This is a genomic window from Brenneria sp. L4-2C (assembly GCF_040240335.1).
Classification (GTDB): domain Bacteria; phylum Pseudomonadota; class Gammaproteobacteria; order Enterobacterales; family Enterobacteriaceae; genus Brenneria.
The window spans coordinates 52,401-66,260 of sequence record NZ_JBEIAC010000016.1; the positions used below are offsets into that span (position 1 = coordinate 52,401).

Sequence of the window (13,860 nt, forward strand, 5' to 3'; positions counted from 1 at the left end):
TACTCGATTCTGATGTTCACTAAAAAGCTTGTCTGTAAGGCTTGTCTATTACTCAAGCTCAGCCATTAGTTTAACCAGATGTTCTACAGCTTTCTGTTCGTCTTCACCTTCTGCGGCGATGGTAACCACAGTACCCTGAGTTAAGCCGAGTGTCTGTAACTTGAACAAACTTTTTGCGCTGGCGCTTTTACCGTTCGACGTTACGGTGATTTCTGAAGTAAAGCCTTTGGCTTCTTTGACAAACTGAGCAGCAGGACGAGTGTGCAGGCCGTTCGGTGCGGTAATAGTCACTTCTTGCTGGAACATTCTGTATTCCCCAACTTATGGATTAGATTGATGTTGTGGAACTAAAGTTTAGTGCATGCAGTAAACTTTAGCCTGTGTGGTTAGCACCTGATTATGTTACAGGGGCAGGCCGGGATGCGGCAAGGAAACGCAAAAGTATTTCCTGCATAAAATACCACCAAACATCACCTGGTTCCTGAATCTTTCTTTGAACCGGATAAGCAAAACGATGATACAACCATTGTTGCGTCAGTTAAATCGATTCAGCGAAGGGCGATTCCTTGGCGGTTATTAATTTCACGCATCGAAATAATTGTTCGGTTAAATACTAGACCTAAGCCAGAAAAGCAATCCACATATGATGGAAAGTTTGAACTACGCCACAAAAATGCATCTAAAAAAGCACCTGAATAGGTGCTTTTTTAACATTCGGTTTACTTATGCCCTGCGGCGGTCAGTAAACTTATTGCTGCAATTCTTGCTCGGTAAAGAGGTCTGCGAAGAGTGCGGTACTCAGGTAACGTTCACCGGAAGAGGGCAGGATAACCACGATGGTTTTATCTTCAAATTCTTTCTCTTTTAGCAGATTCAGCGCGGCGGCAACGGCGGCGCCTGAAGAGATCCCTGCCAAAATACCTTCTTCTTCCATCAAACGGCGAGCCGTGCTGATGGCGTCTTCGTTAGTGATTCTTTCTACGCGGTCAATCAGTTTCAGATCGAGGTTATCCGGAATGAAGCCGGCGCCGATCCCCTGAATCTTATGCGGACCCGGTTTGATCTCCTCACCCGCCAATGCCTGGGTGATCACCGGAGAATCCGCCGGCTCTACCGCCACGCTGGTGATGGCTTTGCCTTTGGTATTCTTGATATAACGGCTTACCCCGGTCAGCGTACCGCCCGTACCGACGCCGGCGATAAAGACGTCGACAGCGCCGTCGGTATCTTCCCAAATTTCCGGCCCGGTGGTTTTTTCATGAATTTCCGGGTTGGCGGGGTTGCTGAACTGCTGTAGCAGCAAGTAACGTTCAGGATCGCTGGCGACGATCTCCTCAGCCTTGGCGATGGCGCCTTTCATGCCTTTCGCGCCTTCAGTGAGAACCAGTTTGGCGCCCAGGGCCTTCAGCAGCTTGCGTCGTTCGATACTCATGGTTTCGGGCATGGTCAGCGTCAGCTTGTAACCACGGGCGGCGGCCACGTAGGCTAAAGCGATACCGGTATTGCCGCTGGTAGGCTCGACCAATTCGACACCTTTTTTCAGCACGCCGCGTTTTTCCGCATCCCAGATAAGATTGGAGCCGATACGGCATTTAACGCTGAAACTGGGATTACGCGATTCAACCTTAGCCAGAATGCGTCCGTTGCCGATACGGTTCAGGCGAACCAGCGGCGTATGGCCGATTGTAAAAGAATTGTCTTCGTAGATCTTGCTCATAGCCCGTCCTTATAACTGTATGAAATTTTTGCGAACATAGAGAGAATACTCGTTCGCACCCGTCAGTGAAGTAAAGAATTGCTATATCGTTATGTTCTTAGGAAATATGTTTTCATTACAAGGTGAAACATTCATCAATGTGCGCCGGCTCTCACGGTTGTTTTGGCCGCACGGCGGAAAGATCGCGATAACGCTCGGCCCACAGCGCCGTCGCGCCGCAAACCGCCACGGGCATAATGACCAGATTCAGAAACGGAATCAGCGTAAACAGGCTGATCAGCGCGCCAAACTGCATATTGATCACTTTATGCCGGCGTAATGCCTGACGCATGATGGGAAAGCTGACTTTATGATTATCGAAAGGGTAATCGCAATATTGAATAGCCAGCATCCAGGCGCTGAACAGGAACCAAAGCACGGGCGCGAGAGTCTGTCCGACCCCCGGTATAAAATAGAGCAACAGCAGAACAACGGCGCGCGGCAGGTAATAAGCCAGCTTCTGGACTTCCCGCTTCATAATGCGGGGAACGTCTTTGGCGATGCCCAGTATGCCGCTGTCGGGCAATGACTGACCGGTCAGGCGCGCTTCCAGCTGTTCGGCCAGCAGACCGTTGAACGGGGCCGCGATGAAATTGGCGATGGTGCTGAACAGATAGCCGAAAACCAATAAAATGGATAGCACGGCGATCGGCCAGATCAGATAGCTAAGCCACTGGAGCCATGTCGGAATATGGCTCATAACCTGGGGGATCCAATCGCCAAGGCGCGTGAAGAGCCACCAGAACGCGCCGCCCATCAGCAGAATATTCACCAGTAAAGGCAGTATGACGAAACGGCGGATGCCGGGCAGCGAAATCAAACGCCAGCCTTCGAGAAAATAGTGGACGCCGCTGCGTGGTTTACTAACTGGTTTTAAATAAGGCATGAAGTCAGGATTCTCAGTTGTCTATGCATGGCTGCATCATATCGGGATGATTTTATACTGACCAGCCTGCATTTGGATGAAAAAACAGCAAAAAAATGCGTTGTATCTATCTTTATTGTCATAATGTACCGCGCAGACTTGCACTTGTGTACGCAGGCAAATAGAGTTAGTGATACATAAGTCTTTGCCGCGGTGGCAATGTATTGGAACAATTGGGATAGCAATGATGCAGGACTTGCGTCTGATATTAATCGTCGTTGGTGCGATCGCTATAATAGCGCTGTTACTGCACGGCTTGTGGACGAGTCGTAAAGAGCGTTCGTCCCTTTTTCGTGATCGCCCGGTTAAACGTTTGAAAAAAGAACGGGATGAAACCCCGCTTGAGGAGCTCGACGAGGGCGTCGGCGAGGTTCGCGTGAAGAGTGGACGCGCACAGAACGAGCCTTCCCTGGGCAGCTATGGTGCGGATGAGGAAACGCGCGCCGAAACCCCGTCGCCGTTTGGAAATGCGCCTGCTCAATCCGCGTCGTCATACGATCCGCTGTTAGACGAAGCCACTCCGGTTGATTCTCCGCGTTCTCAGATTCATAGCGATGGCCGTCCCAAAGTCGTTGAGCCTCAACTGGATATGCCGCCGCGAAAAGCGTTCACGCCGGCTGATGAGTCCGTGTCTGCGGATGACGTGCATGAGCGCGCGCAGCAAGATGCATCCACGGCCGCTCAATCGCCATCGCCTTCGACGCAACCCGAGCAGAATGAGCAACCGAAAGAAGCGGTTTTGGTTCTGCACGTCGCCGCGCATCAGGGCGGCGTTATCGGCGGCGAACTGCTGTTGCAAAGCGTATTGCAGTCGGGGTTCCAGTTCGGGGAAATGAATATCTTCCATCGTCACGTCAATCCTGCCGGCGCCGGGCCGGTGTTGTTCAGTCTGGCCAACATGGTGAAACCCGGTTCGTTTAATCCGGATGAAATGTCGGACTTTACCACCCCCGGCGTATCCATGTTTATGATGGTGCCTTCTTATGGCGATGCCGGTCAGAACTTCAAACTGATGCTGCAATCGGCGCAGCGTATAGCGGATGATGTCGGCGGCGTTGTGCTTGATGACGAGCGCCGAATGATGACGCCGCAGAAAGTCGAATCTTACAAAGCGCGAATTCGGGATGTCTTGAAAGCCAATTCCTGACGCGGAACGAATCGTTGTTTTGAAAGCCTCCTTTTACGGGGGCTTTTTTACTTCATGGGTTACCTGCCGAGGGTCGGTGACGGAAACGTATTGAAAAATAGGATTAATGGCTGTGAGTGAAGCAAAAGGATTAAAACAGGATCTGGGCATGATCCAAGGCGTCGGACTGCTTTCAACCTCGTTGCTGGGAACCGGCGTTTTTGCCGTACCGGCGCTGGTCGCTCAGATTGCCCAGCAGGATAGCTTGTGGGCCTGGCCGCTGTTGATTCTTTTGGTTTTCCCTATCGCGATTGGCTTTGCGGCGCTGGGACAGCACTTTCCCAACGCGGGCGGAACCGCCCATTTCGTCAGTCTGGCGTTTGGCCCTCGTCTGGCTCGGGTCAGCGGCTGGTTATTTCTTTCGGTTATCCCGCTTGGTTTACCTGCCGCGTTGCAGATTGCCGCCGGTTTCTGGCAGGCCGCGTTTGGCTGGGGGCCGCATGGGCTATTGCTGGTGCAATTGCTGACGCTTGGCGGGATAGGGTTGCTGGGGATGCGCAGCGCGGGGGCGAGCGGCAATATTCAGATCGTCATCGCCCTGCTGGTGGTCGGTTTGGTGGCCGCCATCTGGTGGCGGGGCGGGATCGCTCCCGCCCATATCGACTGGCCGGCGCTCGATGCGCTCTCCTGGCCGAATACCTTCAGTTCGCTGGCGGTGATGTTCTGGTGCTTTGTCGGTCTGGAAGCTTTCGCGCATATGGCGACCGAGTTCCGCTCGCCTGAACGTGATTTTCCCCGGGCGTTGCTGATAGGGATGTTGGTGGCCGGCGCGGTTTATTGGGGATGCACCGTCGCCGTGCTGCATTTTCATGCTTATGGGGAAGGCTGGAGCGCTACCTCGTCGCTGCCGCGCATTGTCGTACAGCTGTTCGGCGAGCAAGGGTTGTGGATTGCCTGTATCGTCGGGTATCTGGCCTGTTTCGCTTCAGTGAATATCTATACCCAGGGTTTTGCCCGCCTGGTATGGTCGCAGGCGCCGACGGGCAGCGCGCTGACCAAACTTTCCGCCGGGCAGGCGCCGGCCAATGCGCTGTTTGTGGTGGTGGCATGTTGCGTGGTGAGTTGCCTGCTGATTTATTGGCTGCAACTGCCGCTTGAACGGCTTATCGTTTATGCGAACGGGGTTTTTGTTTTGATCTATCTGCTGTGTATGCTGTCGGGATGGCGTCTGCTGAAAGGGCGGGCCAGAGTTATGGCGATGATCGGCAGCCTGCTTTGCTGCGCGCTGTTATTGATGATCGGTTGGAAATCGCTTTATGCGTTAATTATGCTGGCGTTGCTCTGGCTTTTTCTGCCGCATAAACAAACGCAACTGGCGCTGCATTGATGCAACGCCTCCGTCAGGCGGCGGAGGCGTCGGTGATATCGTTTATTCGCTATCTGGCTCGGTGGTCGTCGGCTTCTCCGCGTCGGAGAATTTCGCTTCCAGCTCGGTCAGACGCTGTTCCAACCGGGCGATTTTCTCACGGGTGCGCAGCAGTACCTGAGTCTGCACGTCAAACTCTTCGCGATTGACTAAGTCAAGCCGGCTAAACTGCGCCTGTAACACCTGGCGAATTTTCTTCTCTACATCGTCGCCCAATTCCCGGATGCCTTTCGGCATGGACTCATGCACCTGACGGGCGATCTGTTCAATCTTTTTCGGGTCAATCATGGCGCTTTCCTGATTATGTGATTTCGGATGATTATAGCGTTTAGTGTAATGCTAGTTAGAGGAGGGATAAACTAAAACTCACATTTATCCTGTTCATCTTTCAAGTTTTCGTCTGAAATCGATGGGCGGCGCCCGGCGATTATTCCCTGGCGTCGCATCACATTTCTTGTGGCTAATCAATTGCCCTGTTACTTCATTGGCGTTATAGTAAATCCGCTTATTCTCAGGGCGGGGTGTAATTCCCCACCGGCGGTAAACCAGCCGTATATTGTTATATACGCGTTGGAAGCCCGCGAGCGCTCACTGTTTGGTTTCCCGACGAAGAGTTCGGTTTACCTGTGTGAGGTCAGCAGATCCGGTGTAATTCCGGAGCCGACGGTTAGAGTCCGGACGGGAGAGAGTAACGGTACCTGTCGGGTAATGATATGATTATAGCGTTTACCCACTCGCGTTATTTTTTAGCCCTTGCAATGCAGTCTGTTGCGACGGTGACTCCTTAGTCTCGCCCTGATTCTGGTAATCCATAATAACATTGAGGTTTTTTACCATGAATCAGACATTACTTTCTGAATTTGGCACTCCGCTTGAACGTGTGGAACATGCGCTTGACGCTCTGCGTCAAGGTCGTGGCGTACTGGTGCTGGACGATGAAGATCGTGAAAACGAAGGTGACATGATTTTTGCGGCTGAAAATATGACCGTAGAACAAATGGCGCTGACCATCCGCCACGGCAGCGGCATTGTTTGCCTGTGCCTGACGGAAGAGCGTCGTCAGCAACTGGAATTACCGATGATGGTGGCGCATAACTCCAGTCACTATCAGACCGCGTTCACCGTCACTATCGAAGCGGCCGAAGGCGTCACTACCGGCGTCTCCGCGGCTGACCGTATCACCACCATCCGTGCGGCAATCGCCGATGGCGCCAAACCGAGCGATTTGAATCACCCCGGGCATGTTTTCCCGCTGCGCGCTCAGCCGGGCGGCGTGTTAACTCGCGGCGGACATACCGAAGCGTCGGTAGACTTGGCGACGTTGGCAGGGTTGAAACCGGCGGGCGTACTGTGCGAACTGAGCAACGATGACGGTTCCATGGCGCGGGCGCCGGAAGTGATCGCTTTTGCCAAGCAGCATAATATGCCGGTATTAACCATTGAAGATATCGTGACGTACCGTCAGGCGGCGGAACGTAAAGCGAGCTGATTTTCCCGCAAGCCAATCGCTAATCAAGGGCCGACGATCTCGGCCCTTTATCATATCTCTCAGCGCTGATCAGTTTACCAACTGTAGTTCACCGTTAATGTCGTGGTTCTGCCAATGCCATAGAAACAAGAGGTGGTGGAGGCGCATGAGGCGACATAGTCTTTATCAAACAGGTTGTTGACGTTGACCTGGATTGACGCGCCTTTTAGCTGGGGTGCCGCTTTGCCTAAGTCATAGCCCAGCATGGCGTCATACAGGTTGACCGACGGCACCTTGAAGCTGTTTTTCGTATCGCCATATGAACTGCCGACGTAGCGGGCGCCGACGCCGGCGCTCAGCCCGGCTAACCGACCGCTCTGGAATTCATAGTTACCCCACAGGGAGGCGAGGTGGGCGGGAACGCGTGCGAGTTTTTTCCCTTCCGTCCCCGCAACTTCGGTACGTTTGGTTTTGGCGTCGGTATAGGAATAAGTGGCGATGACGCTCAGTTCGTCCGTCAGCTTGGAACGTAACTCGGTTTCCACGCCGCGTGAACCGACCTTACCGATTTGTTTATAATCGACCAGGCTGTTTTCCCGCGTCAGCAGGTTGGTTTGCTGTAAGTCATACAGCGCCACCGACATCATGGTCTCGCTGTCGCGAGGCTGGTATTTTACCCCGACTTCGTACTGGCGGCCGGTGGTGGGGTCAAAGGACCTGCTGCTGTTGGTATTACGTTGCAGCACCGGTTCGAATGAGGTGCTGGCGCTGATGTAAGGCGAAATCCCATTGTCGAAGGCATATAGCAGCCCCGCGCGTCCCGTCAGTTTATGGTCATTCTGCTGATCCTGGCTACTCGTCAGGTGGTTGTAAGTTCTGACTTCGGCCCAATCCTGCCGGCCGGACAACAGCAGGTTCCAGTTATTCCATTCCATCTGATCCTGGAGATAAACGCCAATCTGATCAAGCATCTGACGCTGATTGGTCAGCGGATTGAAGGTGCTTTCATCGAAGCTCAGCCCGTACTGCGGGCTGGTCCAGTCGATAGGACTGGAGGTTCTGTTTCTGTTCAGCGTTTGCTTGTCTTTATTCCATTTATAATCAAGACCGGCCAATACGTTGTGTTCCAATCCGCCGGTGTTGAATTGCGCGCCAAGCTGGTTATCGACCGTCATTTCCTGGGTTTTGCGCCATTCTACCTGCGCAAACCGGTTTAATAGGGTCGTATTTTCTTGCACAAGATTGCCGAATACCAGGTAGCGGTAGCGTTGCTCGATATCCGAGTACCGTACGTTCTGACGTACGGTAAAGACATCATTAATGATGTGCTCGAACAGATAGCCGATGGATTTTTGTTCACGCCAGGATTCGTTGTAATTAGGATCGCTCACGTTGAAATCGCGCGGGATTTTGCCCTGCGCCGTATTAAATACCGTTCCGGAGGCCGGTAAAAAGTTTCTGTATCCGGCTTTAGGGTCGCGCTGGAAACTGGTCAGCAGGGTAAAGCTGGTATCGCTATTGGGCTGATAGGTGATGGATGGCGCAATGGCAAAACGCTGTTCTTTAACGTCTTTTACCTGGGAGTTTTTTGTGCGGCCAATGGCGTTCAGCCGGTAAAACAGCGTGCCTTCATCATTCAATTTCCCGCCTAAATCCAATGCGGCCTGCGCTAAATGGTCGTCGCCGGTTTTAAATTGAATTTTGCGGATATTTTCCGTGGTGGGGCGCTTGCTGATCATATTGATCAAACCGCCGGGGCTGACCTGGCCGTACAAAACGGAGGCCGGGCCACGGACGACTTCCACGCGCTCCAGCAGCCACGGCTCAACCGAGCCATTCTGCGACGCCGCCGTATTGCCGTAACTTAATCCATCCAAAAAACGCGGCGCGTAGCTGAATCCACGGATGAACAACTCGTCATAGCGGTTTGAATTGCCCCGATACTCAGTGAAGACGCCGGGCGTATAGCGCAATGCCTGCGAAACGGAAGAGACGTCCTGTACATCCATTTGATCGCGGGTGACGACGGAAACGGATTGCGGCGTTTTGACCAGTTCCGTCGCCGTTTTCGTTCCAGAGGTGCTTTTCTTGGCGACAAAACCTTTCAGTGGCGCCGTCGGATTTTCATTCGCCTGAGCGGTAACGACCAGCGTCTCCGCCTTCCCCGGCTCCGCATAGTTGGTTGTGGTCGCCGCCGCGGCCAACGAGCATGGGAGCAGTGTGGCGGTGGTGGTCAATAACAGACGGGAGAAGCGCCCGTCCAGTCGTCGTGTTTTCTTACCCAGCCCTGTTTTTTTATGAGACATAATGTATTTAACTCTTTAAATAAATGTAAAAAATATGGTTTTAGGAATGCGTTTTATATTCCGCGGCTCAAACGGTAACATATTAATAAATGTAAATGCCAATGATTGCTATTTGTATTTATATGTTTGTGATAGCCTGATCAAAATTGATTTGCCAATCTTTAACGTCAACTTCATGTATGGCAGGGTGAATGTGAAACACTTGAAAATGAGCGGAGTCGTGGCTGTGATGATGTCATTGGGGGCCGCCAACGTTTATGCCGAAACGTGCAGACATGAGTCGCTGGACGCGTCCGATTCGGTTATTCGGGGGCAATTTAATTCACAGGGAAAAGATTGTTTTACACTGCCGTTGCAGGCGGGTTTTTATTTTAATGTGGTGCTTAAAGGGGGAAGCGCGCTCGTTCTGGCCGATGAGCAGCGCAAGCATATTCGCACTTTGTTTGCCGATATGCCGATAACATCGGAGAACAAGGGGGTATTTGATATTCATCAGGATAAAAAATATACCTTTGTTATTCGCGGCAATCCCTCGGATCAATATCAAATTCAGTTGATACCACATACCGCCGTTCCCCTGAAGGTTGAGCTGCAAAATGAAATTATCAGCCCAACGATAACCCGGTTAAAAACGTCTATCGATAGCGGTGGAAAGAGTACGGAATTTTGGCGGGAGCGGACGTTATCCGGCGCGCCGATGGTCGAGCCTTACGATGAGCAGAACCGTATTGTGACTTTTCTTTGGCGCGGCGCGCGACAGAATGCGTATATTCTGGGCGCGCCTTCCGGCGATCACGATCCGTTATTTCATTTGCCGGGCAGCGATGTCTGGTTTCGCAGCTATATCGTCCCCGCCGATACCCTGATGTCATATAAAATCGCGCCGGATGTACCTGAAATAACCTCGTCGGCGCGGGAGCAGCGCAGAGCGATTTTGATTACCGCCCAGGCGGATCCGCTTAATCCTCAGGCCAGCCCTTATCCATCCGAGGATAAATATAATCATCATTCATTGTTGAATTTAGCGGGCGATAAAGTCTGCCGCGCCCGATTGTCTGATGGCCAGAAACTGCACGGCGTGGTTAATTCTTTTACCTTTTATAGCCCAACGTTGAAAAACAATCGTGAAATTGCGATTTACGAACCGACGTTGAGTCACGGCGATAACCAGGCTCGAAATGTGGTGTTTCTGTTTGATGGAAAGACGTATATGAAGAAATATCATATACATAAGGTGCTGGATAAGCTGATAGCGGATAAAGAAATCCCTCCTGTCACCTTGGTTTTTGTTGATGTTATCGATGCGGAAACCAGAGAGAAAGAGCTTCCCCCTAACCCCGATTTTGCGGATTTTATGGCCAAAGAATTAATACCCTGGTTGGCGCAGAAAGGGATTAATACGACGGCGGATAAAACCATTGTTTCCGGCTCCAGCTATGGCGGGCTTGCCTCGGCCTGGGTGGCTTATCAATATCCGGCGATATTTGGCAACGTGCTGAGCATGTCGGGTTCGTACTGGTGGGCGCCGAAAGACGAAGAGGGTGAATGGCTAATCAGACAGTTTGCCGCATCCGATAAGAAGGCGATTCGTTTTTATCTTGAGGCGGGTCGTTTTGAAAACAGAGGCGATAACGGCGGCATATTAATGAACAATCGCCATTTTTATGACCTATTGAAAAGTAAAGGCTACGATGTCGAGCATGCCGAAAGATCCAGCGGGCATGACTATATCAGCTGGTGTGAGGCCATACCGCATGGCATAAAGGCGCTGTTGCGTTAGCAACCTAGCGGCGGCAAGTCTGAATCCCCGTCATCGGTGAGCGGTGACGGGGATCGTCGGCTGATTACCTGAGAGATAAAGCCATTTCCATCGTCTATTGCTTTCTTGCCAGCAGCGTGGCGAAGCGTAGTTTTATTCGGTTGCCGTTCTCGTCGGTTTTATGTAATTCGCCGATGTCTTCGTTATATTTGACGATTTCCCATTCGGCATAATAGTTCTTCAGTTCCCCCGCTTTAAACGTGAAGGAAAACGGAATGGGACAGGGATAGTCATCGGTCGACATGGCGGCGACGATCAGGTTATATCCGCCCTGTGCCGTATGTTCCTGCATATTGCGAACAATGTGTGGAATGCGCTCGCGCTCCAGAAACATGAACACCACGGTCGAGAGAATAAAATCGTACTGTTCCCCGATTTCCGCCAGGTTGATATTGTAAACGCGGGCCTGAATGTTCTTCAGCGCTTCGCTTTTGATAATGTCATTCAACGCGTCAATGCTGTGCTGGTTTTTGTCGTAGGCGGTGACGTCAAAGCCGCGCAGATTCAAATACAGGGCGTTGCGTCCGCCGCCGCAGCCTAAATCCAGCGTTTTGCCGGGCTGGATGTAGCGCATGGCGTCAATTACATCGGAATGCGTGCGGGAAAGCTCATATTTTTTTCGATAGAAATCTTCCGGCGTGCAGAAAAAGCTTAACTGACATTCGAGATCGTCAGAAAAGGAAACGATGCGGTGCCAGACCTGCGGCGCAATAAACGATGGTTGATGTTGTGCGCAGAAATGATGTGTTTCCTGCGTATCGCCATTTTCATTTAACAGAGAAAAGGTCATTTCTCCTTGCAGAATGGCCAGTCTGGCCCAGGTTCCCTCCTGCGTGTTGTGTTTTTCCCGAAAAGCGGCCGGCAGCGTATGGCTGTTCCAGCGCGGCATTTTTTTATAGCAAATGAGATCTTGCATGGTTACCTCGGTGGATAGGTTTATTACCGTATTCTATAAAGCCGCACACAGGTTGACTATAAAAATGTATTTTGAATGCATCTTTGTTGGCGGCGAGATATGGAATCGCTTTCGCTGCGGTAACAGTGGGGATGTTCCCAGTCAGGTTGGTTGGGGATTAAGATAAAAATACCCCGGCGAAATGTCGGGGTATTCCGTGACCTTAACTACATTTTGCGCATTGCGAGGACTGGATTATCTGGTAGAAATCGTTGCCTTTATCATCAACCAGAATAAAGGCCGGGAAGTCTTCCACTTCAATCTTCCAGATGGCTTCCATACCCAGTTCCGGGTATTCCACGCAGGTCAGGCTCTTGATGCTGTTCTGCGCCAGAATGGCCGCCGGGCCGCCGATGCTGCCGAGATAGAAACCGCCGTGTTTGTGACAGGCATCGGTCACCTGCTGGCTGCGGTTGCCTTTCGCCAGCATGATCATGCTGCCGCCGTTGGCTTGCAGCAGATCCACGTAGGAGTCCATGCGTCCGGCCGTTGTCGGGCCTAATGAGCCGGAAGCGTAACCGGCGGGGGTTTTCGCCGGGCCGGCGTAATAGATTGGGTGATCCTTAACGTATTGCGGCAGGCCTTCGCCGTTATCCAGACGCTCTTTCAGTTTGGCATGGGCGATATCGCGACCGACGATGATGGTGCCGGTCAGGGAAAGGCGGGTGGAAACCGGGTATTGCGACAGCTCTTTCAGAATTTCCGGCATCGGGCGGTTAAGGTCGATTTTCACCGCATCGCCTTCACCCGCCTGACGCAGCTCTTCGGGGATATATTTACCCGGATTGTGTTCAAGCTGCTCCAGCCAAACCCCTTTGCGATTGATTTTCCCTTTGATATTGCGGTCAGCCGAACAGGAGACGCCCATCCCGACCGGGCAGGACGCGCCGTGACGCGGCAGACGGATAACGCGCACATCGTGGGCGAAATATTTACCGCCGAACTGCGCGCCCAGGCCGAAATCGCGCGCGGCTTGCAGCAGTTCCTGCTCCAGCGCGAGATCGCGGAATGCCTGACCGTGTTCATTACCTTCGGTGGGCAGTTCATCGTAATATTTGGTCGACGCCAGCTTGACGGTCTTCAGCGTGGTTTCGGCGGAGGTGCCGCCGACGACAAAGGCGATATGGTATGGCGGACAGGCGGCCGTACCCAGCGAGCGCATTTTATCCAGCAAAAAGGATTTCAACTTTTCGGGGTTCAGCAGCGCCTTGGTTTCCTGATACAGATAGGTTTTGTTGGCGGAACCGCCGCCTTTGCTGACGAACAGGAATTTATACTCTTCGCCCTCGGTGCTGTAGAGATCGATCTGCGCCGGCAGATTGGTGCCGGTGTTGACCTCTTTGTACATATCCAGCGCGGCATTCTGCGAGTAGCGCAGGTTATCTTCGGTGAATGTGTTGTAAACGCCATGGGACAACGCTTCGGCGTCATTAATGCCGGTCCAGACCCGTTGGCCTTTCTTGCCGACGATAATCGCCGTGCCGGTATCCTGACAGGTCGGCAGAATGCCTTTGGCGGCGATTTCAGAGTTGCGCAGAAATTGCAGCGCGACGTATTTGTCGTTCTCGCTGGCTTCGGGGTCGTGAAGGATGCTGGCGACCTGCTGCTGATGAGAAGGGCGAAGAAAGAAAGAGGCGTCATGGAAGGCTTGCTGGGCGAGAAGGGTAAGCGCTTCCGGTTCGATTTTCAGAATATCCTGTCCTTCAAATTGCGTAACAGAAACAAAGTCGCTGCTGAGAAGGCGATATTCGGTGTCATCCTTACTAAGTGGAAAAGGATCTTGGTAATAAAAGGGTTTAGTCGACATTTTTTTCTCACTTGCGTTCGCATTATTAGTGGGTTTATATCCTGCATGATGCTAATAACCTTCGCATAAGGCTTGACTGGCTGCATACGCATCGGGCACAAATGCAAAAGCAATAATCCCTATAATAGTATGGTTTTACGCCGGCTAGAACCACTTCGCTGCATCACATAATTGGCAAGAAAATCGGGAAAATACTTTTTATTTATAACCTCATGGAGAAAGTAAAATCATTGTAATGAAATAGCTTTAATTAGCAGGGTTATATTAATTAA

The 13,860-nt window shown here is 51.9% G+C and carries 11 protein-coding genes and 1 riboswitch; of the genes, 4 read left to right on the forward strand and 7 right to left on the reverse strand.

Going from position 1 to position 13,860, the window contains the following annotated elements:
- Positions 1–48 precede the first annotated feature (48 nt).
- The 3 genes from ptsH to cysZ all read right to left on the reverse strand — a co-directional run bounded on the left by ptsH (position 49) and on the right by cysZ (position 2,642).
- Positions 49–306 carry a phosphocarrier protein Hpr gene (gene ptsH / locus ABRZ26_RS19050; RefSeq protein WP_005971891.1) on the reverse strand — a complete coding sequence of 86 codons (258 nt, stop codon included), beginning with the start codon at positions 304–306 and terminating at the stop codon, positions 49–51.
- Positions 307–748: 442 nt separating this feature from the next.
- Entirely contained in the window at positions 749–1,717 is a 969-nt protein-coding gene (cysK, locus tag ABRZ26_RS19055) for a cysteine synthase A (RefSeq protein ID WP_319605700.1), read from the reverse strand.
- 151 nt (positions 1,718–1,868) lie between these two features.
- The gene (gene cysZ, locus ABRZ26_RS19060) at positions 1,869–2,642 is read right to left on the reverse strand and encodes a sulfate transporter CysZ (RefSeq protein ID WP_319605701.1); all 774 of its coding nucleotides are present in this window, start codon (positions 2,640–2,642) and stop codon (positions 1,869–1,871) included.
- 223 nt (positions 2,643–2,865) lie between these two features.
- Between cysZ and zipA the strand changes: the two genes are divergently transcribed.
- Both zipA and yjeH read left to right on the forward strand, forming a co-directional pair.
- Positions 2,866–3,828 (forward strand): cell division protein ZipA, encoded by a 963-nt coding sequence (gene zipA / locus ABRZ26_RS19065; RefSeq protein ID WP_319605702.1) that lies wholly within the window; start codon positions 2,866–2,868, stop codon positions 3,826–3,828.
- Between the two features lie 112 nt (positions 3,829–3,940).
- Positions 3,941–5,194 carry an L-methionine/branched-chain amino acid transporter gene (yjeH, locus tag ABRZ26_RS19070; RefSeq protein WP_319605703.1) on the forward strand — a complete coding sequence of 418 codons (1,254 nt, stop codon included), beginning with the start codon at positions 3,941–3,943 and terminating at the stop codon, positions 5,192–5,194.
- Positions 5,195–5,236: 42 nt separating this feature from the next.
- Here yjeH and ubiK read toward each other — a convergent pair whose 3' ends face one another.
- Positions 5,237–5,521: a ubiquinone biosynthesis accessory factor UbiK gene (gene ubiK / locus ABRZ26_RS19075; protein WP_319605704.1), complete on the reverse strand. Its 285-nt coding sequence runs from the start codon at positions 5,519–5,521 to the stop codon at positions 5,237–5,239.
- Between the two features lie 215 nt (positions 5,522–5,736).
- Positions 5,737–5,927: riboswitch (FMN riboswitch) on the forward strand.
- Positions 5,928–6,068: 141 nt separating this feature from the next.
- Between ubiK and ribB the strand changes: the two genes are divergently transcribed.
- Positions 6,069–6,722, forward strand: a complete 654-nt coding sequence (ribB, locus tag ABRZ26_RS19080; protein ID WP_319605705.1) for a 3,4-dihydroxy-2-butanone-4-phosphate synthase — start codon at positions 6,069–6,071, stop codon at positions 6,720–6,722.
- A gap of 74 nt (positions 6,723–6,796) precedes the next feature.
- Here the strand turns inward: ribB and ABRZ26_RS19085 are convergent, their stop codons facing one another.
- Complete coding sequence (locus ABRZ26_RS19085) at positions 6,797–9,007, reverse strand: TonB-dependent siderophore receptor (protein ID WP_319605706.1); 2,211 nt, start codon at positions 9,005–9,007, stop codon at positions 6,797–6,799.
- A 229-nt stretch (positions 9,008–9,236) separates the two neighbouring features.
- Here ABRZ26_RS19085 and ABRZ26_RS19090 point away from each other — a divergent pair, with 229 nt between their 5' ends.
- Positions 9,237–10,787, forward strand: coding sequence for an alpha/beta hydrolase-fold protein (locus ABRZ26_RS19090; RefSeq protein WP_319605744.1), 1,551 nt, complete (start codon positions 9,237–9,239; stop codon positions 10,785–10,787).
- Positions 10,788–10,881: 94 nt separating this feature from the next.
- Here the strand turns inward: ABRZ26_RS19090 and tehB are convergent, their stop codons facing one another.
- Both tehB and fumA read right to left on the reverse strand, forming a co-directional pair.
- The gene (tehB, locus tag ABRZ26_RS19095) at positions 10,882–11,742 is read right to left on the reverse strand and encodes an SAM-dependent methyltransferase TehB (protein WP_319605707.1); all 861 of its coding nucleotides are present in this window, start codon (positions 11,740–11,742) and stop codon (positions 10,882–10,884) included.
- Between the two features lie 202 nt (positions 11,743–11,944).
- Positions 11,945–13,588 carry a class I fumarate hydratase FumA gene (fumA, locus tag ABRZ26_RS19100; protein ID WP_319605708.1) on the reverse strand — a complete coding sequence of 548 codons (1,644 nt, stop codon included), beginning with the start codon at positions 13,586–13,588 and terminating at the stop codon, positions 11,945–11,947.
- Positions 13,589–13,860: the final 272 nt, after the last annotated feature.

Coding starts and splice junctions, on each gene's coding strand:
- ptsH (WP_005971891.1), bottom strand. CDS start 306: ATGTTCCAGCAAGAAGTGACTATTACCGCACCGAACGGCCTGCACACT.
- cysK (WP_319605700.1), bottom strand. CDS start 1,717: ATGAGCAAGATCTACGAAGACAATTCTTTTACAATCGGCCATACGCCG.
- cysZ (WP_319605701.1), bottom strand. CDS start 2,642: ATGCCTTATTTAAAACCAGTTAGTAAACCACGCAGCGGCGTCCACTAT.
- zipA (WP_319605702.1), top strand. CDS start 2,866: ATGATGCAGGACTTGCGTCTGATATTAATCGTCGTTGGTGCGATCGCT.
- ubiK (WP_319605704.1), bottom strand. CDS start 5,521: ATGATTGACCCGAAAAAGATTGAACAGATCGCCCGTCAGGTGCATGAG.
- ribB (WP_319605705.1), top strand. CDS start 6,069: ATGAATCAGACATTACTTTCTGAATTTGGCACTCCGCTTGAACGTGTG.
- ABRZ26_RS19085 (WP_319605706.1), bottom strand. CDS start 9,007: ATGTCTCATAAAAAAACAGGGCTGGGTAAGAAAACACGACGACTGGAC.
- ABRZ26_RS19090 (WP_319605744.1), top strand. CDS start 9,237: ATGATGTCATTGGGGGCCGCCAACGTTTATGCCGAAACGTGCAGACAT.
- tehB (WP_319605707.1), bottom strand. CDS start 11,742: ATGCAAGATCTCATTTGCTATAAAAAAATGCCGCGCTGGAACAGCCAT.
- fumA (WP_319605708.1), bottom strand. CDS start 13,588: ATGTCGACTAAACCCTTTTATTACCAAGATCCTTTTCCACTTAGTAAG.